The organism is Neobacillus sp. WH10, assembly GCF_030123405.1.
Classification (GTDB): Bacteria; Bacillota; Bacilli; order Bacillales; family Cytobacillaceae; genus Neobacillus.
This window is the reverse complement of record NZ_CP126110.1, coordinates 4,126,549-4,146,740: the sequence shown is the minus strand read 5'-3', so window position 1 is coordinate 4,146,740 and position 20,192 is coordinate 4,126,549. Positions and strand designations below refer to the sequence as shown.

Genomic DNA, 20,192 nt, shown 5'->3' with positions numbered 1-20,192 from the left:
AGCACTTCCGCTTTTTCTTGTTCACAAAGGATTCACAAAAAATCCCCTGAAAAGATAAAGATGCCGCTTTCAACCACAAATAAACCGCTTCCAGTTCACTAATTATTCCGTCTATTATAATTACTAATAGGAATCGGTTGTTACCTGCATTTCTTCATGTTATTTTATAAATATTCGAAGGTTTTATGCTTATAATAATAGTATCGATTTAAAGTTAGCTGATCTCATTGTACGAACAAAAGGGTACATAAGTTTTTCTAAAATCATGATTGAGGTGGTAAGAATGAAAAAAATTGGGGTACTTACGAGCGGCGGCGACTCTCCAGGGATGAATCCAGCGATTCGTGCTGTTGTCCGTAAGGCAATTTTTCATAATGTTGAAGTTTATGGTGTTTATGGAGGTTATACAGGATTAATTTCTGGAAATATAAAAAAGCTTGAGCTTGGTTCAGTTGGTGATATTATTCATCGAGGGGGAACGATGCTGCATTCGGCACGCTGCCCGGAATTTAAAACAAAAGAAGGACAGCAAAAAGGTATTGAGCAGCTTAGAAAACATGGAATTGATGGGCTTGTTGTCATTGGCGGTGATGGGTCGTACCGTGGGGCTAAAGCATTAACAGAGCAAGGCTTTCCATGCGTAGGTGTTCCAGGTACGATTGATAATGATATTCCGGGAACGGAACAAACCATTGGTTTTGATACGGCATTAAATACGGTAATCGATGCAATTGATAAAATTCGCGATACTGCAACATCACACGAAAGAACTTTTGTCATTGAAGTAATGGGACGTGATGCAGGTGATATTGCTTTATGGGCAGGACTTGCAGGTGGTGCAGAAACGATTTTAATTCCTGAAGAGAACTTTGACATGAATGAAGTGGCAGACAGGCTGAGAAGCGGTCAAGAACGTGGGAAAAAACATAGTATTATTGTTGTTGCTGAAGGAGTTTGTAGTGGCGTTGAGTTTGCTCGTCAGCTGCAAGAAGCAACTAGCTTTGATACAAGAGTGTCGGTTTTAGGCCACATTCAGCGCGGCGGCTCTCCAACTGCTGCAGACAGAGTCCTTGCCAGCAGGTTAGGAGCAAGGGCAGTAGAGCTTTTAATTGAAGGAAAAGGCGGCCGTGCTGTAGGAATTGAAAAAAATCAGCTAGTTGATTACGACATCATTGAAGCTCTAGATAAAAAACATAGATTAGATCTTGACCTATTTAAGCTATCAAAGGAATTATCAATTTAAGAAAGAGCGTTTGTCTTTTCTAAAATGGGAGGAAATTAAAGATGTTACGAAAAACAAAAATCGTTTGTACGATTGGTCCCGCTAGTGAAAGCGTAGAAAAATTAACTCAATTAATCAATTCTGGTATGAACGTTGCCCGCTTGAATTTTTCACATGGTGATTATGAAGAACATGGTGCCCGGATTCGAAATATTCGTGAAGCTGCAGAGCAAGCCGGAAAAACGATAGCTATCCTGCTAGATACAAAAGGCCCGGAGATTCGTACTCATAACATGCAAAACGGTGCGATTGAGTTAAAAGCCGGCGAAAATGTGACTGTTTCAATGACTGAAGTAGAAGGAACCATACAAAAATTCTCTGTTACATACCCAGGGTTGATTGACGATGTCCATGTGGGCTCAAAAATCCTTTTAGATGATGGTTTAATTGGCCTTGAAGTAACAGAAGTAAATAAAGCTGCAACTGAAATTCATACGAAAATTTTAAACAGCGGTACATTAAAGAATAAAAAAGGAGTAAATGTTCCTGGAGTATCGGTTAACCTGCCGGGCATTACTGAGAAGGATTCGAATGATATTCTTTTTGGAATCGAACAGGGCATTGATTTCATTGCAGCTTCCTTTGTCCGTCGGGCAAAAGATGTGTTAGAAATCCGTCAGCTACTTGAAGAAAATAAAGCTACACATATCCACATTATCCCTAAAATTGAAAACCAAGAAGGCGTAGATAACATTGATGAGATCCTTGAAATCTCTGATGGCCTGATGGTTGCCCGTGGGGACCTTGGCGTGGAAATCCCAGCAGAAGAGGTTCCTCTTGTACAAAAACAGTTAATTAAGAAGTGTAATGCTCTTGGCAAACCTGTAATCACGGCAACACAAATGCTCGATTCGATGCAGCGAAATCCAAGACCTACACGTGCAGAAGCAAGCGACGTCGCCAATGCTATTTTTGATGGAACAGACGCAATTATGCTCTCTGGTGAAACAGCTGCAGGACTTTACCCAGTGGAAGCCGTGCAAACGATGCACAATATTGCTTCAAGAGCTGAACAGGCATTGGATCATAAAGAAATTTTATCAAGCCGGAGCAAAGACACTGAACATAATATTACGGATGCAATTGGACAATCAGTTGCCCATACAGCTTTAAACTTAGAAGTCAAATCAATTATTACTCCAACGGAGAGCGGTCATACAGCAAGAATGATTTCCAAGTATCGTCCGAAAGCAGCGATTGTTGCTGTAACAGCAAATGATCATGTTTGCCGTCGTTTGCAGCTAGTTTGGGGTGTTTACCCTCAGTTGGGGAGAATTTGTACCACTACTGATGAAATGCTCGATATTGCTGTCGAAGAAAGCTTAAATAGCGGTATTGTAAAGCATGGAGATTTGGTTGTCATCACTGCCGGCGTTCCTGTTGGTGAAGCAGGTACAACGAATTTAATGAAGATTCATGTTGTTGGTGATATCATTACGAAGGGGCAAGGAATTGGCCGCAGGTCTGCTTTCGGGAAAGTGGTGATTGCCCATAGTGCGAAAGAGGCTTTAGAAAAAGTAAAGCCAGGTTCTATTCTTGTAACAATCGGTTCAGATCGTGAAATGGTCCCTGCTATTGAAAAATGTGCTGCCCTTATTACGCAAGAAGGTGGATTAACGAGCCATGCAGCTGTTGTTGGCCTAAACTTAAGCATTCCTGTCATTGTTGGTGTAGACAACGCTTTAGAATTGCTTAAAGAGGGTCAAGAAATTACAGTGGATGCAACTAGAGGAGTTATTTATAACGGTCATGCAAGCGTACTATAATAAAAAACGTCAGCTTCTAAATTAGGAGCTGACGTTTTTTCTCTCTCATTAACGTGCAGTAAGTCCTCCCCTTCTAGATTTTAAGGAAAAAAGAATAAACGGAGGATCAACTGCATGTAAAAGCTTATTTGGTGAGATACAGTGAAATTTGCCGATGTGTTTTTCATAGGCTTAGTTGAATGGGACTAACATTCAGTGGTGTGATGGAAAACCACCAATTGAGAGAAGTTTTATTTTATGCTTCTTTCCCTTTAATAAAGGACCAAACATCATGGAAGACATTTGCACGATAGAGGGTGGTGATTATGACCAGGGAAACCGGGCCGACGATTAATCCTAAAAAGCCTATTAACTTAAAACCAATAAATAATGCTATAAGTGTCGCCAATGGATCAAGACCTATACTAGATGATAGAATCTTTGGTTCCATAACTTGCCGTTGAACGATAACAATAATATAAAGAACGCCTAGGCCTATGGCAAGGCCTGGATCGCCGCTAATAGCTGAATAAATGATCCACGGCACAAACACAGCACCCGTACCAAGATAAGGAATGATATCGACGATACCTGTTGCTAAAGCAATCGTAATCGCATAGTCAACTCTTAAGATCAAAAGACCAATCAGAATGATTACAGTAGTAATTGAAATTAGTGTTGCTTGAGCTTTAATAAACCCAAATAATGCTTTTTTTAAGTCAATAAAAACGGATCTGCCACTTGATTTTGCCTTCTCAGGTAATAGTTTTGCACCCATTGCTGACAAACGATACCAATCCTTACTAATAAAGAAGGTAGCCAATAACGAGAAAACGAGGACTGTTGCTGTATTTGGAAACCAAGATAAGACATTTGGTATACTTCCAAACAGATTTTTAAAAAATGTTCCAGCCGTTGTTCCAATATTCGTCCCAAAATTTTGAATGTTCGCAATGATTGTATCCTTCTGACCAGCATCAAGTTTATTAAAAACACTTGTTAATTGATTGTAAAGCGGAATGATTTGAGCAGTAAAATAATCCTGAATATAATCAATTAGTGTATCAAGGTGTTGCGGAACAACTGTAGCCAAATAGGCTGCCCCTGAGACAATCTCCGCGACTAAAAGAGTAACTAACCCTGCAAATAAAGCAAATATTATAATTAATGCAACGAAAACAGCTAGTACTCGTGGCATTTTTGCCTTTTTTTCAAGAAAGTTAACAAGCGGATTAATCATAAAGGCAATTATAAGCCCAATTAAAAATGGATATGTTACTGAGGATAAAAAGTAAAATGAGTAGAGAGCCAAAACAACTACCCCAATGACAATTAAGAATCGTATTGTCCGGTTTATGTACTTTGGATTCAAAAGCAGGCCTCCTTTATAAAAATTTATAGTTAAAGTTTAACATTTTATGAATGAAACTGCATAATTTCCCAATCAAATTTATGTACCTTAAATTAATACGAGCACTGAAAGGGAAAAGTTTCATATATGAGATGAAAATTGTTATATAAACACCTAGAAGAATATTATGGTACGATAATTTATGGAAGGGTTGATGAAAAGAATGCCAAGTGAATCAATATTATTCTTATTACTATTACTTGTAATTAGCTTGATCGCAAAAATATAGTTCATTACTGATTGCTATTGCCGTCCTGCTTTTATTGAAAGCAGGTGGTATGGATGCAAAGTCTTTTTCATTTATACAATCAAAAGGAATTAATTGGGGAGTGACCATTATTACAATTGCTGTTTTAGCTCCCATTGCCAGTGGTGAAATAGGTTTTAGAGACTTATCAGGCGCTTTTAAAACACCGTTTGCATGGATAGCCCTCATCTCCGGGATGCTTGTGGCCTTGCTTGCAAAAGGGGGGGTAAAGCTGCTAGCTGATGACCCGCAGATTACAACGGCACTAGTATTAGGAACTATTCTTTCTGTTTCTATTTTTAAAGGGGTAGCAGTTGGACCTTTAATTGGCGCAGGCATCGCTTATGCTGCTATGAAAATTTTTAGTTTTTTTAGCTAGATTTTTTGTAAAATAATATTTTTTTTGTATTTTTCAACTCCTTTTCGTTCACAAAAAATTAATAATTGTTTATAATAGGCTTGTAAGCGTATCCTTTTTTACATAAACCATAAATATATATGCTGAATTACTTGTAAAATAATTTTTTTGTGAATGAAAAGGCATACAAACAGTTTGCAAATGTCCCGAGCAATCGCTCAGTTAATGTAATGAAAGGAATCGCAAGTCGGCAAGTTCTTTTGATTTGAAAAAGGGTAATGGGGAAATTTTAGAATGTAAGGGAGAGATTTTCTATGACAGTAACTCGCGGTCTTGAAGGGGTAGTGGCAACAACTTCCTCAATCAGCTCAATCATTGATGACACGCTAACATACGTTGGCTACGACATTGATGATTTGGCTGTAAATGCTAGTTTTGAAGAGGTAATCTATTTATTATGGCATCGCAAATTACCGAATGCTGAACAATTAGCAGAATTGAAAAAACAACTTGCTGAAAACTCAGCTCTGCCGCCAGAAGTAATTGAGCACTTTAAAATGTATCCAATTCAAAAAGTTCATCCGATGGCAGCACTTCGTTCAGCGGTTTCTTTATTGGGACTTTATGATGATGAAGCCGATTTAATGGATGAGGAAGCCAATTATCGAAAAGCAGTTCGGCTTCAAGCGAAAATGCCTGCAATTGTAACAACCTTTGCACGTGTTAGAAAAGGTCTTGACTCAATCGCACCAAGAAAGGATTTAAGCTTTGCAGCGAATTTCTTATATATGCTAACAGGAAATGAACCAGAAGCAATTGCTGTTGAAGCCATGAATAAAGCACTCGTATTGCACGCAGATCATGAATTAAATGCATCAACCTTTACTGCACGTGTGTGTGTGGCAACATTATCTGATGTTTATTCTGGTGTAACAGCGGCAATCGGCGCATTAAAAGGACCTCTCCACGGTGGTGCAAACGAAGCAGTTATGAATATGCTGACTGAAATTGGCACACTTGAAAATGTTGAGCCTTATGTTCGCGGTAAGCTCGAAAACAAAGAAAAAATCATGGGCTTTGGCCACAGGGTTTACCGTAAGGGAGATCCCCGTGCAAAGCATTTAAAAGAAATGTCCAAAAAGCTAACAGAATTGACAGGCGAACCACACTTATATGATATGTCTGTAAAGATTCAAGACATCGTTACCGGTGAAAAGAATTTACCGCCAAATGTGGATTTCTATTCTGCCTCTGTTTATCACAGTTTAGGAATTGATCATGACTTAATGACACCGATCTTTGCTGTAAGCCGTGTATCTGGATGGCTGGCACATATTTTAGAGCAATATGAAAACAATCGGTTAATCCGTCCTCGTGCAGAATATACTGGTCCAGGAATGCAAAAGTATGTTCCTGTTGAGCAAAGAGGATAATATTTTACTTTTTTTCGAAAAATTGATTCAATAGGATTGAATGAAAAAAGGTTAGGGGCTCAGGCTCTCTAACCTTTGATTCAGTCATATATATGACAAAGGGTTTTTACATAATAGGAGGGAGAACAACTATGCAAGGCGAAAAAATCACAGTTAAAGATGGAGTATTAAATGTACCAAACAATCCAATTATCCCATTTATTGAAGGAGACGGTACAGGTCCTGATATTTGGGCTGCTTCCTACAGAGTTTTAGATGCAGCTGTAGAAAAAGCTTATAAAGGTGAACGTAAATTAGTCTGGAAAGAAGTTTTAGCTGGTGAAAAAGCTTTCAACCAAACGGGTGAATGGCTTCCATCAGAAACACTTGATGTCATTAATGAATATTTGATTGCGATCAAAGGTCCATTAACAACCCCAGTTGGCGGTGGAATTCGTTCCTTGAACGTTGCATTACGTCAAGAATTAGATTTGTTTGTTTGCTTGCGTCCTGTAAGATGGTTTGAAGGTGTTCCTTCACCAGTTAAGCGTCCGCAAGACACAGATATGGTGATCTTCCGTGAAAATACTGAAGATATCTATGCTGGTATTGAATATGAAAAGGGCTCTGAGGCAGTAAAAAAAGTAATCGACTTCTTACAAAATGAGATGGGCGTTAAGAAAATCAGATTCCCAGAAACTTCAGGTATCGGCATTAAGCCAATTTCCGAAGAAGGTACAAGCCGTTTAGTCCGTGCTGCTCTTAACTATGCAATTAAAGAAGGCCGTAAATCCCTTACAATCGTACACAAAGGAAACATCATGAAATACACTGAAGGTGCGTTTAAAAACTGGGGTTATGAGCTTGCTGAAAAAGAATTCGGCGATAAAGTGTTTACTTGGAATCAATACGACCGTATCAAAGCTGAACAAGGTACTGATGCTGCAAACAAAGCACAGGCCGATGCAGAAGCTGCTGGTAAAATCATCGTAAAAGATGCGATTGCAGATATCTTCTTACAACAAATCCTTACTCGTCCACGTGAGTTCGATGTTGTTGCAACAATGAACTTAAACGGTGACTATATTTCTGATGCCCTTGCTGCACAAGTTGGAGGAATTGGGATCGCTCCAGGTGCAAACATAAACTATGAAACTGGACATGCTATTTTTGAAGCAACACATGGTACAGCACCAAAATATGCTGGACTTGATAAAGTAAACCCTTCTTCTGTTATTTTATCCGGTGTGTTAATGCTTGAGCACTTAGGCTGGAACGAAGCAGCTAAAATGATTATTAAATCAATGGAAAATACAATTGCTTCTAAAGTTGTTACTTATGACTTCGCACGCTTAATGGAAGGCGCAACAGAAGTAAAAGCATCAGAATTTGCTGATGAGCTAATTAAAAATATGGAATAATCAAGAAATATGGGAGCGCCTTGACCAGGGCGATATTGGGAGAAAAATCAACTTGCAAGCAGAGTGAAGCCAGAAATTAGTCTCCCTTAATGCGTATAAAAAGCATTATTGGAGTTGGTAAGAAGGCTGCTTTTTAACCTTCTTGTCGAATTGACTTAGACCAGAGCCCCTAGGCGCTGGAGCTAGACAGAACTTTAGGGCTGTTTTCGAGCAGCCCCTGTTGTGAATTATTGATGAAAAAGGGGAGAGCAATAATGTCATTAAAACGTAAAAAAGTTTCTGTAATCGGCGGTGGATTTACTGGTGCTACAACTGCATTCTTATTAGCACAAAAAGAACTTGGTGATGTCGTTCTAGTTGATATCCCACAAATGGAAAACTCAACAAAAGGTAAAGCATTGGATATGCTTGAAGCAAGTCCTGTTCAAGGATTTGATTCTAATATTACAGGTACTTCTAACTATGAGGATACCCGCGATTCTGATATCGTGGTAATTACTGCAGGTATTGCACGTAAGCCAGGCATGAGCCGAGATGATTTAGTGCAAACCAATCAAAAAGTAATGAAAAGTGTTACCCAGGAGATTGTGAAATACTCTCCAAACTGTACAATTGTTGTGTTAACAAACCCTGTTGATGCTATGACTTACACTGTGTTTAAAGAATCAGGTTTTCCTAAAAACCGTGTAATCGGTCAATCAGGTGTCCTTGATACTGCCCGTTTCCGTACATTTGTTGCTCAAGAATTAAACCTTTCAGTAAAAGATATTACAGGCTTTGTTCTTGGCGGACATGGGGACGATATGGTGCCGCTTGTACGGTACTCCTACGCTGGCGGTATTCCATTAGAAACATTAATTCCTAAAGATCGCTTAGAAGCAATCGTGGAACGTACAAGAAAAGGCGGCGGCGAGATTGTCAACCTTCTTGGTAATGGAAGTGCTTATTATGCACCTGCTGCTTCTTTAGTAGAAATGTGCGAAGCAATCCTGAAAGACCAACGACGTGTATTACCATCGATTGCTTACCTAGAAGGAGAATTTGGCTACGAAGGAATTTACCTTGGTGTTCCAACCATTCTTGGAGCAAATGGCATTGAAAAGGTTATCGAGCTTGAGCTTACTGCAGATGAAAAAGCTGCATTAGACAAATCTGTTGAATCAGTTCGCAATGTAATGCAAGTATTAGCGTAATAATAATGAGAATTCGGGGTCCTAAAGGTGTCCCCGAATTTCTCTATCTATTATGAAATCGCTTACAGTAGAGGTGGTATTCGATGCTTTTAGGAAAAAAAAGAAAGTTAGGGCGAAAAATTGAAGAAATAATGGTTGGTGAAAAGTTATCATTAACTGAAAAAATTGAAGATAAGGACCTTCTCCTATATCTAGGATTAACAGATGATGCGAATCCTCTTTATATTCAACATGACTATGCATCACAAACTCCATTTGAAAAACCGATTGTCCCAAGTATTATGCTTACGGGGATGATTACCTCTGCCATCTCAAAATATTTACCAGGGCCGGGCAGCCATATTATAAGCCAAAATATTGAGTTTCCTAAGCCTGTCTATCATTACGGTACCGTTGAGTTTTTGTTTGAAGTTATTGAAGTAATACCAACTGAGCATACTGTTGTCATGAGTGTAGTAGGAACGAATGAAAAAAATGAGCCAGTGATTAACGGAAAAATCAAGGTTTGTCCGCCGCATAGGTTAGAAGAAATTCATGGAAAGGCTTTGGAGAATTTTTAATAACGGTATTTAAAAAAAGGAATGCGTTGACATTCCTTTTTTTGTTCATTGGAAAGTATAGTGTACCGACCGGTTGATCGGAACAGAAACATGACTATTTAGTTAACGTTAAATTAATGTAACATTTTTATGTATTAGCCCATAAAACTAGATAATCCCTCTTCCTTAAATATATAATGAAGGTATCTTGAATAACGGGGGTTATTATGAAAAATAAAATTCTTGTAGTTGACGATGAGCAGTCAATTGTCACCTTACTTAAATATAATTTGGAACAGGCAGGATTTGAAGTCATAACTGCAATGGATGGGAATGAGGGGAGAATTTTAGCTGAAACCGAGGCACCAGATATCATCGTGTTAGATCTTATGCTGCCAAAATTAGATGGCATGGAAGTATGCAAACAACTTCGCCAAAAAAATATAATGATTCCTATTTTAATGCTAACAGCAAAAGATGATCAGCTTGATAAAATATTGGGCCTTGAGCTCGGCGCAGACGACTATATGGTCAAGCCATTCAGTCCGAGAGAGGTCATAGCTCGTGTAAAAGCAATTTTAAGGAGAACACAGGTTCAAACGGAATCGGCAGGAGAAAATGATCAAACTGATGGGCAAATAGGTATTGGAAAATTGACTATTTTTCCAGAAAAATATGAAGCCTACTTTAAAGAGAATCTTCTTGAGTTAACGCTAAAAGAATTTGAATTGCTCCTCTACCTTGCGCAAAATAAAGGCAGGGTGTTAACACGGGATCAATTACTCAGCGCTGTTTGGAATTATGACTTTGCTGGCGATACTAGAATTGTTGATGTCCATATTTCACATCTTAGAGAAAAAATTGAAGAGGACACGAAAAAGCCGGCCTATATTAAAACTATCCGCGGTCTTGGCTACAAACTGGAGGAGCCCAAAAGAGAATGACAAAGTTCCGAACAAGGCTATTAATAGCCCTTACGACTCTAATTATTACCGTATTAGTCGGTTTAGGAATATTGCTTGGCCAATTGTTTAAAAACTATTATTCACAATCGTTCAATGAACGTCTAAAAATAGAGCGGGATCTTCTCATCACATATATCGAGGAAACTGGTGGAGTGTCCTCCTTTAATAAAGAGGATGTTTTGAAATTCAGTAAGATGTTAAATGTTCGAGCCACTATTACAAATCCTGAAGGAAAGATTTTGTACGATAGCGACGGGGGTACAGATCTTAGCGAAAAAAGCACAAAGGGACTTAACGAAATCATTCGGGATGTAATAAAGAAAAGTCCGAAAAAAGAGGATCGCTTAGAAGAAGGTGATGGCTATGACCTTCACTATTATTGGAAGCCAATTAAAAAAGACGGAAAAAAGGAAGGTTACATATTTCTAAGCACGAAAACTAATGAAGTAAAACAAGCATATGGGCAAATCTGGTGGATCCTCTCCATCAGCCTTGGAATGGCTTTAATTGCTATCATTTTTCTTGGCATTAGAATTACCTCAAGATATACAAAACCAATAGAATCCGCGACAAATGTTGCTATTGAATTAGCAAAAGGGAACTACCGTGCCAGAACATCTATCGACCGTCTCGATGAAACAGGGATGCTGGGTTCGTCGATTAATATGCTGGCAGAAAACCTTCAAACGCTGATAAAAGCACAGGAAATGCAGCAGGATAGACTAAGTGTTCTGATTGAAAATATGGGGGCAGGGTTAGTCTTAATCGATAGCCGCGGTTACATAAATCTAATCAATAAAGGCTATATTGATATCTTTCATGTTAATTCGAAAGATTATCTAAATAAACTTTATTATGAAGTCATTGCAAATGAAGAAATCTGCCATTTAGTTGCAGAAGTATTCCGAACAGAACAAAAAGCCAGTAAACAATTGCTTATACCTTTTTTGATTGAAAGAAGATATTTTGCTGTTTATGGGGTGCCGATTATTGGGACAAACAATGTTTGGAAAGGGGTATTGCTCGTATTCCATGATATAACAGAATTAAAAAAACTTGAGCAGATGCGTAAAGACTTTGTCGCCAATGTTTCGCACGAACTAAAAACCCCTGTTACATCGATTAAGGGGTTTACTGAGACACTGTTGGATGGAGCGATGAATAACCAAGAAACATTAGAAGCATTCCTTTCGATTATTTTAAAAGAAAGTGACCGCCTTCAAACACTTATTCAAGATTTACTGGATCTTTCCAAAATAGAGCAGCAAGGCTTCCAATTGAGCCTGCAGGAAGTAGAGTTGCGTTCGCTTCTAGAAGATGTGATGACACTGCTTACAGGGAAAGCAGAGGCGAAGAACATACACCTTGAATTTTATTGTAAGCAGAGCCAAGTGTTTATAATTGGTGACGCTGATCGCCTAAAACAAGTGTTTATTAACTTAATCGGCAACGCCATTACCTATACACCGGTTGAAGGGTATGTGAAAATCATCCTTCTAGACTTTGAAGAAAATGTCCGGATTCATGTAAAAGATTCTGGTGTTGGCATAATGGAAGAAGAAATTCCGCGTATTTTTGAACGATTTTACCGAGTTGACCGTGCTAGAAGCCGTAATTCGGGCGGAACAGGTTTAGGTTTAGCAATTGTGAAACATTTAATTGAAGCCCATCATGGGAATATAAGTGTTAGGAGTAAAGTGGGCGAAGGCAGTGAATTTATTATTGAACTTCATAAGAAATGATTTTTTTGGATGGTGAAGATAGTTGGAAAAGAAAAAGCTTGTCCTGATTGATGGGAACAGTATCGCCTATCGTGCCTTTTTTGCATTACCTTTGCTTAATAACGATAAAGGAATCCATACGAATGCAGTATACGGCTTTACAATGATGTTAATGAAAATTTTGGAGGATGAAAAGCCAACGCATATGCTTGTTGCATTTGATGCTGGAAAAACAACCTTTCGTCATAAAACCTTTACAGAATATAAAGGTGGCAGACAAAAAACCCCGCCGGAGTTATCGGAACAATTTCCATTTATTCGTGAATTGTTAGATGCTTATGGGATTTCAAGATATGAGCTTGAGAACTACGAGGCCGATGACATTATCGGTACTCTTTCTTTGACAGCTGAAAAGGATGGCTATGAAGTAAAAGTTATTTCCGGAGATAAAGATTTAACCCAGCTTTCTTCTTCTGCTACAACAGTCGGGATTACCCGCAAGGGAATTACTGATATTGAAAAGTATACCCCTGAGCATGTGGCTGAAAAATACGGTCTTACTCCAGAGCAAATTATCGATATGAAGGGTTTAATGGGTGATACTTCTGATAATATACCTGGGGTACCGGGTGTTGGGGAAAAGACTGCGATTAAGCTGCTAAAAGAGTTTTCAACTTTAGAAAATCTGTTACATTCGATTGATCAAGTCAGTGGGAACAAACTAAAGGAAAAACTAACAGAGTTTAAAGAGCAGGCCCTAATGAGCAAAGAACTTGCCACGATTGAACGACATGTGCCAGTTGAAGTGGATATAGAGAAAATTACCTATGAAGGCTTTGCGAGAGAAAAATTAGTGTCATTATTTAAAGAATTAGGTTTTCATTCATTATTGGACAGGCTAGGTGAAGATACAACAGTAAACGAAGAGCAAGAGCTTGAAAAGGTGGAGTATGTCATTCCGGCTGAAATAACGGACGAAATATTTGCTGATCACAATTATTTTTATGTTGAAATGCTGGAAGATAATTATCATTATGCGGAGATCATTGGTTTTTCTCTTGTAAATGAAAATGGGCAGTATTACTTGCCAACAGAGCAAGCATTACAATCAGCAGCATTTAAAAAATGGGCAGAAGACGAAGGAAAAAAGAAAATAGTATATGATGCAAAGCAATCCGAAGTTTCCTTAAAAAGGAGAGGTATCCATTTAAAAGGAACCGACTTTGATATTTTAATGGCTTCCTATCTCATTAATCCATCTGAAAATATTGAAGATCTTGCAGCGATTGCGAAAAGATATGATATCCACAATATTCAATCAGATGAATCGTTTTATGGCAAAGGAGCAAAACAAACGGTTCCAGAAGCGTCTAAGCTTGCAGAGCATCTCGTTCGAAAGAGTCTAGCCATGGCTGAACTGAAAGAAAAACTCGAAGATGAATTAAGGAAAAATGAACAATACGAATTATTTACAGAACTTGAAATGCCTTTATCGCTTATTTTAGCTGACATGGAATCGTGGGGTATTAAAGTAGAACGGGAACGTCTCCTGATGATGGGGAAAGAGCTGAATGAGCGTCTTGTCGAAATTGAAGAAAAAATATGTGAATTAGCCGGTGAAAAATTCAATATTAACTCACCTAAACAGCTGGGTGTTATTTTATTTGAAAAATTAGGTCTGCATTCCTTTAAGAAAACAAAAACAGGTCATTCGACATCAGCGGATGTTTTAGAAAAGTTGGCAGAGGATCACGAAATTATTAAACATATTCTTCTTTATCGACAATTAGGAAAGCTTCAATCCACATATATTGAGGGACTACTGAAAGTGATTGATCCAAAAACAGAAAAAGTCCATACAAGGTATCAACAAACCTTAACAGCGACTGGCAGATTAAGCTCAATTGATCCAAACCTGCAAAACATCCCAATCCGCCTTGAAGAAGGAAGAAAGATTCGTCAGGCTTTTGTTCCTTCAGAAGAGGGATGGGTGATCTTTGCGGCGGACTATTCGCAAATAGAGCTGCGTGTGCTTGCAGACATTGCCGGCGATGAAAAACTGATTCAGGCCTTTAAGGATGATTTGGATATTCATACGAAAACAGCTATGGAGGTCTTCCACGTTGATAAAGATGAGGTTACCTCTAACATGAGACGTCATGCCAAGGCAGTAAACTTTGGAATCGTATACGGGATCAGTGATTATGGACTTTCTCAATCCTTGGGAATCACGAGAAAAGAAGCTAGCCAATTTATTGAAAGATACCTTAACAGTTATCCTGGTGTAAAGGAATATATGGATGACATCATTCACTCGGCAAGACAAAAAGGGTATGTATCAACTTTATTGCACAGGAGAAGGTACATCCCCGAGATCACGAGCCGTAATTTTAACATCAGAAGCTTTGCAGAAAGAACAGCGATGAACACACCAATTCAAGGAAGTGCCGCTGATATCATAAAAAAAGCAATGATTGACATGGACGAAGCATTAAAGGATCAAGGGCTAAAGACGCGGCTCTTACTGCAGGTACACGATGAATTGATCTTTGAGGCTCCTATGGATGAAGTGGAGATCTTAAAAAAATTAGTCCCTGAGGTAATGGAAAATGCGCTCGAATTAAGGGTACCTTTAAAAGTAGACTACTCCTATGGTCCAACCTGGTTTGACGCGAAATAAAGTGAAACATCAATCAGTGTTTTTTTACTGCCTGTTAATTCTGATAAATACACAGCAAAGGGGAGGACGATGGATATGCCAGAGCTTCCTGAGGTTGAATCAATACGAAGAACGTTAAAGAAATTAGTACTTAATAAAACAATTGAAAACATAACTGTCTTCTGGCCAAAAATTATTAAAAATCCTGTCGATGTCGAACAATTCATTGATGCTTTAAAAGGGGAAACCATTATTGATGTCGGTAGAAGAGGGAAATTTTTAATTATATATACGGGAAATTTTGCAATTGTATCGCACTTAAGAATGGAAGGGAAATATGGGCTCTACCCTAAGACAGAGGCGTTTGATAAACATACACATGTCATTTTTCACTTTATGGATGATACGGAATTAAGGTATCGTGACGTTCGGAAATTTGGAACGATGCATTTGTACAAGAAAGGCGACGAATTTCTAAAACCGCCGCTGATTGATCTTGGACCGGAACCCTTTTCAGCAGAATTTACCGAAGAATATTTGGCTGGGAAGTTAAAAAAGACAAACAGGAAAGTCAAACCAGCCTTACTTGATCAAAAGGTTTTTGTCGGGCTTGGCAACATTTATGTTGATGAGGCGCTTTTTCGAGCTGGAATTCATCCGGAACGCATTGCCAGTTCACTAAATGAAAAGGAAGTTGCTGCTCTCCATCGGGAAATTGTGGCAACGTTAAACGAGGCGGTCCAAAAGGGCGGCAGTACAATTCGCTCCTATGTTAATTCACAAGGAGAGATTGGAATGTTTCAGCTTGAGTTATTGGCCTATGGACGAAAAGGAGAAGCATGTAAAAAATGCGGAACTCCACTAGAGAAAACGACTGTAGGTGGCAGAGGAACACATTATTGCCCTGCATGTCAGAAGCTTTAACTGAGACGAAATTAAGGAAAATGGAATAACATTAACCTTGGATGGGCTCCTTCCATATACTATCGTAGTGATTTGGAGGAAGGAGTCAGAGACTAATGGTTCAGTTGTTCTCACTTCTCGTATTAGCATTTGCACTCAGCCTTGACAGCTTTAGTGTCGGTTTTACCTATGGATTGAGGCAAATGGTAATGCCGATTAAGTCAGTTCTAATTATTGCAACATGCTCGGCTGTCTCTTTAATGATTGCCGTTTCAATTGGACACGGCTTAGAAAAAGTGCTATCGCCGAGTATCACGGCAAGCATGGGAGGGTTCATTCTAATCGCCCTTGGTGCCTGGGTATTGTATCAATTTTTCCGGCCAGAGAAGGAAAAAGAAATAGTAAAATATGAAAAGACAATTGTGAATTTTGAAATCCGATCTTTAGGATTAGCCATTAATATCCTGAAAAAGCCAATGTCTGCTGATTTTGACCAATCAGGTACGATTACAGGGATTGAAGCGTTAATGCTGGGATTAGCCTTATCCTTAGATTCATTTGGAGCAGGGATTGGAGCAGCTATGCTTGGTTTTTCGCCAATTTATTTAGCAGTGTCTGTTGCGATAATGAGCTCCTTATTTGTTCTTTTAGGGATAAAAAGCGGAACTTTCTTTCATAAGTTTGAATGGATACAAAAGTTTACCTTTTTGCCAGGCATCCTATTAATAATCATAGGAATCTGGAAGATATAATTATCTAGGAAGGAAACGAGCATGACACTAGTTATCGGTCTAACAGGCGGAATTGCCAGTGGAAAAAGTACAGTATCAAATATGTTAAAGGAAATGGATGTCACAGTGGTCGATGCCGATGTTGAAGCACGCCTGGCGGTGGAAAAAGGAGAGCCTGCTTACAATAAAATCATCGCTGAATTTGGCCGAGAAATTTTAATGGAGGATGGAGAAATCAACCGTCCAAAACTCGGCTCGATTATTTTCCATCAAGCAGAGAAAAGGAAGCTCTTAAATGAAATTACCCACCCAGAAGTAAGGAAAAGAATGAAGGAACAAGTAGAAGATGCAAAAAAGAACAATAAAGAAGTGGTTGTTCTTGATATCCCGTTATTGTTTGAAAGTAAACTAACGAATCTGGTGGATAAAACTATTCTTGTATTTGTAGATTATGAAACGCAGCTTCAAAGATTAATCGTAAGAAATAACCTATCGGTAGTGGATGCTGAAGCAAGAATCCGTTCCCAGATGCCTCTTACAGAAAAAGTAATGCTGGCGGATGAAGTGATTAATAATAATGGATCAATAGCAGATTTAAAAAAGCAACTCATTGATGTTTTAATAAAATGGGGAATTAATCTGGAAAGATCATAATGTGAGAAGGGGCTCCCCTTCTCATTTTTTTTAGATATAAGTTAATAAGTTATCAGAATTAAAAAACATTTAAAAATCCGCCATTTATTTATCACAATTAAACCTAAATATGTTATACTAATTACAATAAAACAAGTTAACAGTATAACATTAATACGGAAGGGGCCGTAAAATGAACGCGAGAATTGCAATTAATGGTTTTGGGAGAATTGGAAGGATGGTTTTTAGAAAAGCAATCCTTGAAAATAAATTTGAGATTGTAGCCATAAATGCGAGCTATCCGGCAGAAACTTTAGCTCATTTAATTAAATATGATACGAACCATGGACCATTTCAGGGAGATGTAATTCCATTAGATCATGAGTTAATCGTGAATGGAAAAAGAATTAAACTATTAAGTGAGAGAAATCCTGAGGAGCTGCCATGGAGAGAGCTTGGGATTGATATTGTGATTGAGGCTACCGGAAAGTTTAATGCTCGGGAAAAAGCAGCTCTTCACTTAGACGCAGGAGCCAAAAAGGTAATTTTGACAGCTCCAGGGAAAAATGAGGATGTTACTATCGTTATGGGTGTTAATAATGAAATGCTTGATATTACGAATCATGATATTATTTCCAATGCTTCATGTACAACTAACTGCCTTGCACCTGTTGCTAAGGTGTTGGATGAGAAATTTGGAATTGAAAACGGTTTAATGACAACGATTCATGCTTATACAAATGACCAAAAGAATATTGATAATCCACATAAAGATTTACGAAGAGCACGTGCTTGTGGACAATCTATTATTCCTACGACAACAGGCGCTGCGAAAGCATTATCACTTGTTTTGCCGCAATTGAAAGGAAAATTACATGGTATGTCACTCCGAGTACCTACACCAAACGTTTCACTTGTAGACTTAGTAGTGGATCTAAAGCGAGATGTGACGGTTGATGATATTAACCATGCATTTATTGAAGCTTCAAATGGTTCATTAAAAGGTATTGTTGATTTCACGGTGGAACCATTAGTATCTATTGATTTTAATACAAATGAACATTCTGCAATTATTGACGGCCTTTCCACAATGGTCATGGGGACAAGGAAAGTAAAGGTTTTAGCTTGGTATGATAATGAGTGGGGTTATTCATCTCGTGTTGTCGATCTAGCCGTATTCGTTGCAGAGCAAATCGCAAATGCCTCACAGGTAAAGGTTGGCTAATATCAAAAAGAATAAAAAAATGCTGTCAAATGACAGCATTTTTTTAGTGTGTACAAATTGACAAAAAAACAATGATCGAATTTTCGCTTTATTATTAAAAAAATATTTTTTTGATAGGTTGCAAAATAAATATAAACAAAGTATACTAGTCATCGTGAACTTCTTGAAATTAGGTAGCGATTAATTACTTAAAGGGTTAGGACCTCTCTGGACTAACTTTCCCCCGTGGTAGTTACTTAGATACCGTCAATAACAGGATTTCAAGAAACAATCATAAAAGTTTAAAGGGGGAAAAATGAATATGGAAACATTGGGACGTCACGTAATCTCTGAACTTTGGGGTTGCGATTTTGAAAAATTGAATGATATGGATTTTATTGAAACAACTTTTGTCGAAGCTGCTCTTAAATCAGGAGCGGAAATCCGTGAAGTAGCATTTCATAAATTTGCTCCACAAGGTGTAAGTGGTGTTGTTATTATTTCTGAATCACACCTTACCATCCACAGCTTCCCTGAACATGGATATGCAAGCATTGATGTCTATACTTGCGGTGATTTAGACCCGAATGTAGCTGCTGACCATATTGCAGAAGCTTTAAATGCCGAAACACGTGAAAATATTGAAATACCACGTGGAATGGGCCCTGTGCATGTTAAACAGGCAAAGGTATTATAATTCTTTAAAACAAATTCCCAGAGGTGTACCAATTGTACACCTCTTTTTATATTTTGCGAAAATGTTGTAAAATAGGATATAAGAGAAGGATACTTGGAGGGTTTGTATGGCTATTTTTACACGTTTTAAAAAGCATATTGAAACATCGGATCAAAATGCGGATGATTCTTTAAAAACACATTATTATAAAGCGACTTTTAATCAATTATTTCAATCAGTAGAAAAGCTATTCCATGAAGATGCAGATTGTCAAATAACGACTGTATCTAAGGAGCATGGAGAGATTGCTGTTGAAATTAGTAAACCAATACCGTGCTTCCTGATTGTTACAATTGTTTCGGTAAAACCTTTGGAAACGGCTGTGGATTTTAATATTTCATCGGAAAAGTTTTCAATACTTGGTATCTATCCTGATTTAAAAAAGCGGATTAATTCCTATTACGAACGGATTGGGCAATTGCATAACATTGTCGGAATAAGAAAAAACTCGTAGCACTTTCACTTGTACAAAGGGCTGCTTTTTAATAAGATAAGAGAAAGGATTTTGTCGGATTTGGAGCTGATTAAATAATGAAATGCCCTTCATGTCAAAATTATGGTACACGTGTACTAGATTCCCGGCCTGTTGATGAAGGACGGGCAACACGTAGAAGACGAGAATGTGAAGAATGCGGATATCGCTTTACTACTTTTGAAAAGATTGAAGAGATTCCCTTAATAGTGGTGAAAAAAGAAGGAACGAGGGAAGAATTCAGCCGTGATAAAATACTGCGAGGCTTAATTAAGGCATGTGAAAAGCGGCCTGTAGCCTTAAAACAATTAGAAGATATCACCCACGGTGTCGAAAAGGATCTTCGCAGTCAGGGTATTTCTGAAATCAAAAGTGATGCCATTGGAGAAATGGTGATGGACAGACTGGCACATGTTGATGAGGTCGCATATGTGAGATTCGCCTCCGTTTACCGCCAATTTAAAGATATTAATGTATTTATAGATGAATTAAAGGAATTAATAAAAAGGGAAAAATCTTGAGGAGCTAAAGTTTTTGGCTCTTTTTTATTAGAAAGGCGG

At 38.2% G+C, this 20,192-nt stretch carries 17 protein-coding genes and 1 pseudogene; 17 read left to right on the top strand and 1 reads right to left on the bottom strand.

Annotated features, from left to right (window positions below):
* Window positions 1–283: 283 nt before the first annotated feature.
* Together pfkA and pyk are read left to right on the top strand one after the other, a co-directional pair.
* Window positions 284–1,243, top strand: coding sequence for a 6-phosphofructokinase (gene pfkA / locus QNH20_RS20280; protein WP_283919771.1), 960 nt, complete (start codon window positions 284–286; stop codon window positions 1,241–1,243).
* A gap of 41 nt (window positions 1,244–1,284) precedes the next feature.
* Entirely contained in the window at window positions 1,285–3,048 is a 1,764-nt protein-coding gene (pyk, locus tag QNH20_RS20275) for a pyruvate kinase (RefSeq protein ID WP_283919770.1), read from the top strand.
* Window positions 3,049–3,283: 235 nt separating this feature from the next.
* Here pyk and ytvI read toward each other — a convergent pair whose 3' ends face one another.
* Window positions 3,284–4,399: a sporulation integral membrane protein YtvI gene (gene ytvI, locus QNH20_RS20270; protein WP_283919769.1), complete on the bottom strand. Its 1,116-nt coding sequence runs from the start codon at window positions 4,397–4,399 to the stop codon at window positions 3,284–3,286.
* Between the two features lie 202 nt (window positions 4,400–4,601).
* On the opposite strand from ytvI, the pseudogene QNH20_RS20265 reads away from it, so the two are divergent.
* The 15 genes and pseudogenes from QNH20_RS20265 to nrdR all read left to right on the top strand — a co-directional run bounded on the left by QNH20_RS20265 (window position 4,602) and on the right by nrdR (window position 20,153).
* A pseudogene (locus tag QNH20_RS20265) lies at window positions 4,602–5,064 on the top strand (DUF441 domain-containing protein).
* A 293-nt stretch (window positions 5,065–5,357) separates the two neighbouring features.
* The gene (gene citZ, locus QNH20_RS20260; RefSeq protein ID WP_283919768.1) at window positions 5,358–6,476 is read left to right on the top strand and encodes a citrate synthase; all 1,119 of its coding nucleotides are present in this window, start codon (window positions 5,358–5,360) and stop codon (window positions 6,474–6,476) included.
* 131 nt (window positions 6,477–6,607) lie between these two features.
* A complete protein-coding gene (icd, locus tag QNH20_RS20255) occupies window positions 6,608–7,876 on the top strand; it encodes an NADP-dependent isocitrate dehydrogenase (RefSeq protein WP_283919767.1) in 1,269 nt (422 codons plus the stop codon).
* A 254-nt stretch (window positions 7,877–8,130) separates the two neighbouring features.
* Window positions 8,131–9,069 carry a malate dehydrogenase gene (gene mdh, locus QNH20_RS20250; RefSeq protein WP_283919766.1) on the top strand — a complete coding sequence of 313 codons (939 nt, stop codon included), beginning with the start codon at window positions 8,131–8,133 and terminating at the stop codon, window positions 9,067–9,069.
* A gap of 83 nt (window positions 9,070–9,152) precedes the next feature.
* Window positions 9,153–9,629 (top strand): MaoC/PaaZ C-terminal domain-containing protein, encoded by a 477-nt coding sequence (locus QNH20_RS20245; protein ID WP_283919765.1) that lies wholly within the window; start codon window positions 9,153–9,155, stop codon window positions 9,627–9,629.
* Window positions 9,630–9,835: 206 nt separating this feature from the next.
* A complete protein-coding gene (locus QNH20_RS20240; RefSeq protein WP_283919764.1) occupies window positions 9,836–10,552 on the top strand; it encodes a response regulator transcription factor in 717 nt (238 codons plus the stop codon).
* A complete protein-coding gene (gene pnpS / locus QNH20_RS20235) occupies window positions 10,549–12,315 on the top strand; it encodes a two-component system histidine kinase PnpS (RefSeq protein ID WP_283919763.1) in 1,767 nt (588 codons plus the stop codon). The genes QNH20_RS20240 and pnpS overlap by 4 nt, the downstream gene beginning before the upstream one ends.
* A gap of 22 nt (window positions 12,316–12,337) precedes the next feature.
* Window positions 12,338–14,974 carry a DNA polymerase I gene (polA, locus tag QNH20_RS20230; protein ID WP_283919762.1) on the top strand — a complete coding sequence of 879 codons (2,637 nt, stop codon included), beginning with the start codon at window positions 12,338–12,340 and terminating at the stop codon, window positions 14,972–14,974.
* 75 nt (window positions 14,975–15,049) lie between these two features.
* The gene (gene mutM / locus QNH20_RS20225; RefSeq protein ID WP_283923460.1) at window positions 15,050–15,877 is read left to right on the top strand and encodes a DNA-formamidopyrimidine glycosylase; all 828 of its coding nucleotides are present in this window, start codon (window positions 15,050–15,052) and stop codon (window positions 15,875–15,877) included.
* Window positions 15,878–15,972: 95 nt separating this feature from the next.
* Window positions 15,973–16,608, top strand: a complete 636-nt coding sequence (gene ytaF / locus QNH20_RS20220; RefSeq protein WP_283919761.1) for a sporulation membrane protein YtaF — start codon at window positions 15,973–15,975, stop codon at window positions 16,606–16,608.
* A gap of 21 nt (window positions 16,609–16,629) precedes the next feature.
* The gene (coaE, locus tag QNH20_RS20215; protein WP_283919760.1) at window positions 16,630–17,241 is read left to right on the top strand and encodes a dephospho-CoA kinase; all 612 of its coding nucleotides are present in this window, start codon (window positions 16,630–16,632) and stop codon (window positions 17,239–17,241) included.
* 172 nt (window positions 17,242–17,413) lie between these two features.
* Window positions 17,414–18,445: a glyceraldehyde-3-phosphate dehydrogenase gene (locus QNH20_RS20210; protein WP_283919759.1), complete on the top strand. Its 1,032-nt coding sequence runs from the start codon at window positions 17,414–17,416 to the stop codon at window positions 18,443–18,445.
* Between the two features lie 301 nt (window positions 18,446–18,746).
* The gene (gene speD / locus QNH20_RS20205; RefSeq protein ID WP_283923459.1) at window positions 18,747–19,121 is read left to right on the top strand and encodes an adenosylmethionine decarboxylase; all 375 of its coding nucleotides are present in this window, start codon (window positions 18,747–18,749) and stop codon (window positions 19,119–19,121) included.
* A 106-nt stretch (window positions 19,122–19,227) separates the two neighbouring features.
* Entirely contained in the window at window positions 19,228–19,614 is a 387-nt protein-coding gene (locus QNH20_RS20200; RefSeq protein ID WP_283919758.1) for a hypothetical protein, read from the top strand.
* A 77-nt stretch (window positions 19,615–19,691) separates the two neighbouring features.
* Entirely contained in the window at window positions 19,692–20,153 is a 462-nt protein-coding gene (gene nrdR, locus QNH20_RS20195) for a transcriptional regulator NrdR (RefSeq protein ID WP_283919757.1), read from the top strand.
* Window positions 20,154–20,192: the final 39 nt, after the last annotated feature.

What these genes read in the sequence shown, in the direction of transcription:
- speD (WP_283923459.1), top strand. Translation starts at nt 18,747, where the DNA reads ATGGAAACATTGGGACGTCACGTAATCTCTGAACTTTGGGGTTGCGAT.
- pyk (WP_283919770.1), top strand. Translation starts at nt 1,285, where the DNA reads ATGTTACGAAAAACAAAAATCGTTTGTACGATTGGTCCCGCTAGTGAA.
- QNH20_RS20210 (WP_283919759.1), top strand. Translation starts at nt 17,414, where the DNA reads ATGAACGCGAGAATTGCAATTAATGGTTTTGGGAGAATTGGAAGGATG.
- citZ (WP_283919768.1), top strand. Translation starts at nt 5,358, where the DNA reads ATGACAGTAACTCGCGGTCTTGAAGGGGTAGTGGCAACAACTTCCTCA.
- QNH20_RS20245 (WP_283919765.1), top strand. Translation starts at nt 9,153, where the DNA reads ATGCTTTTAGGAAAAAAAAGAAAGTTAGGGCGAAAAATTGAAGAAATA.
- QNH20_RS20240 (WP_283919764.1), top strand. Translation starts at nt 9,836, where the DNA reads ATGAAAAATAAAATTCTTGTAGTTGACGATGAGCAGTCAATTGTCACC.
- pnpS (WP_283919763.1), top strand. Translation starts at nt 10,549, where the DNA reads ATGACAAAGTTCCGAACAAGGCTATTAATAGCCCTTACGACTCTAATT.
- mdh (WP_283919766.1), top strand. Translation starts at nt 8,131, where the DNA reads ATGTCATTAAAACGTAAAAAAGTTTCTGTAATCGGCGGTGGATTTACT.
- mutM (WP_283923460.1), top strand. Translation starts at nt 15,050, where the DNA reads ATGCCAGAGCTTCCTGAGGTTGAATCAATACGAAGAACGTTAAAGAAA.
- pfkA (WP_283919771.1), top strand. Translation starts at nt 284, where the DNA reads ATGAAAAAAATTGGGGTACTTACGAGCGGCGGCGACTCTCCAGGGATG.
- nrdR (WP_283919757.1), top strand. Translation starts at nt 19,692, where the DNA reads ATGAAATGCCCTTCATGTCAAAATTATGGTACACGTGTACTAGATTCC.
- coaE (WP_283919760.1), top strand. Translation starts at nt 16,630, where the DNA reads ATGACACTAGTTATCGGTCTAACAGGCGGAATTGCCAGTGGAAAAAGT.
- icd (WP_283919767.1), top strand. Translation starts at nt 6,608, where the DNA reads ATGCAAGGCGAAAAAATCACAGTTAAAGATGGAGTATTAAATGTACCA.
- QNH20_RS20200 (WP_283919758.1), top strand. Translation starts at nt 19,228, where the DNA reads ATGGCTATTTTTACACGTTTTAAAAAGCATATTGAAACATCGGATCAA.
- ytaF (WP_283919761.1), top strand. Translation starts at nt 15,973, where the DNA reads ATGGTTCAGTTGTTCTCACTTCTCGTATTAGCATTTGCACTCAGCCTT.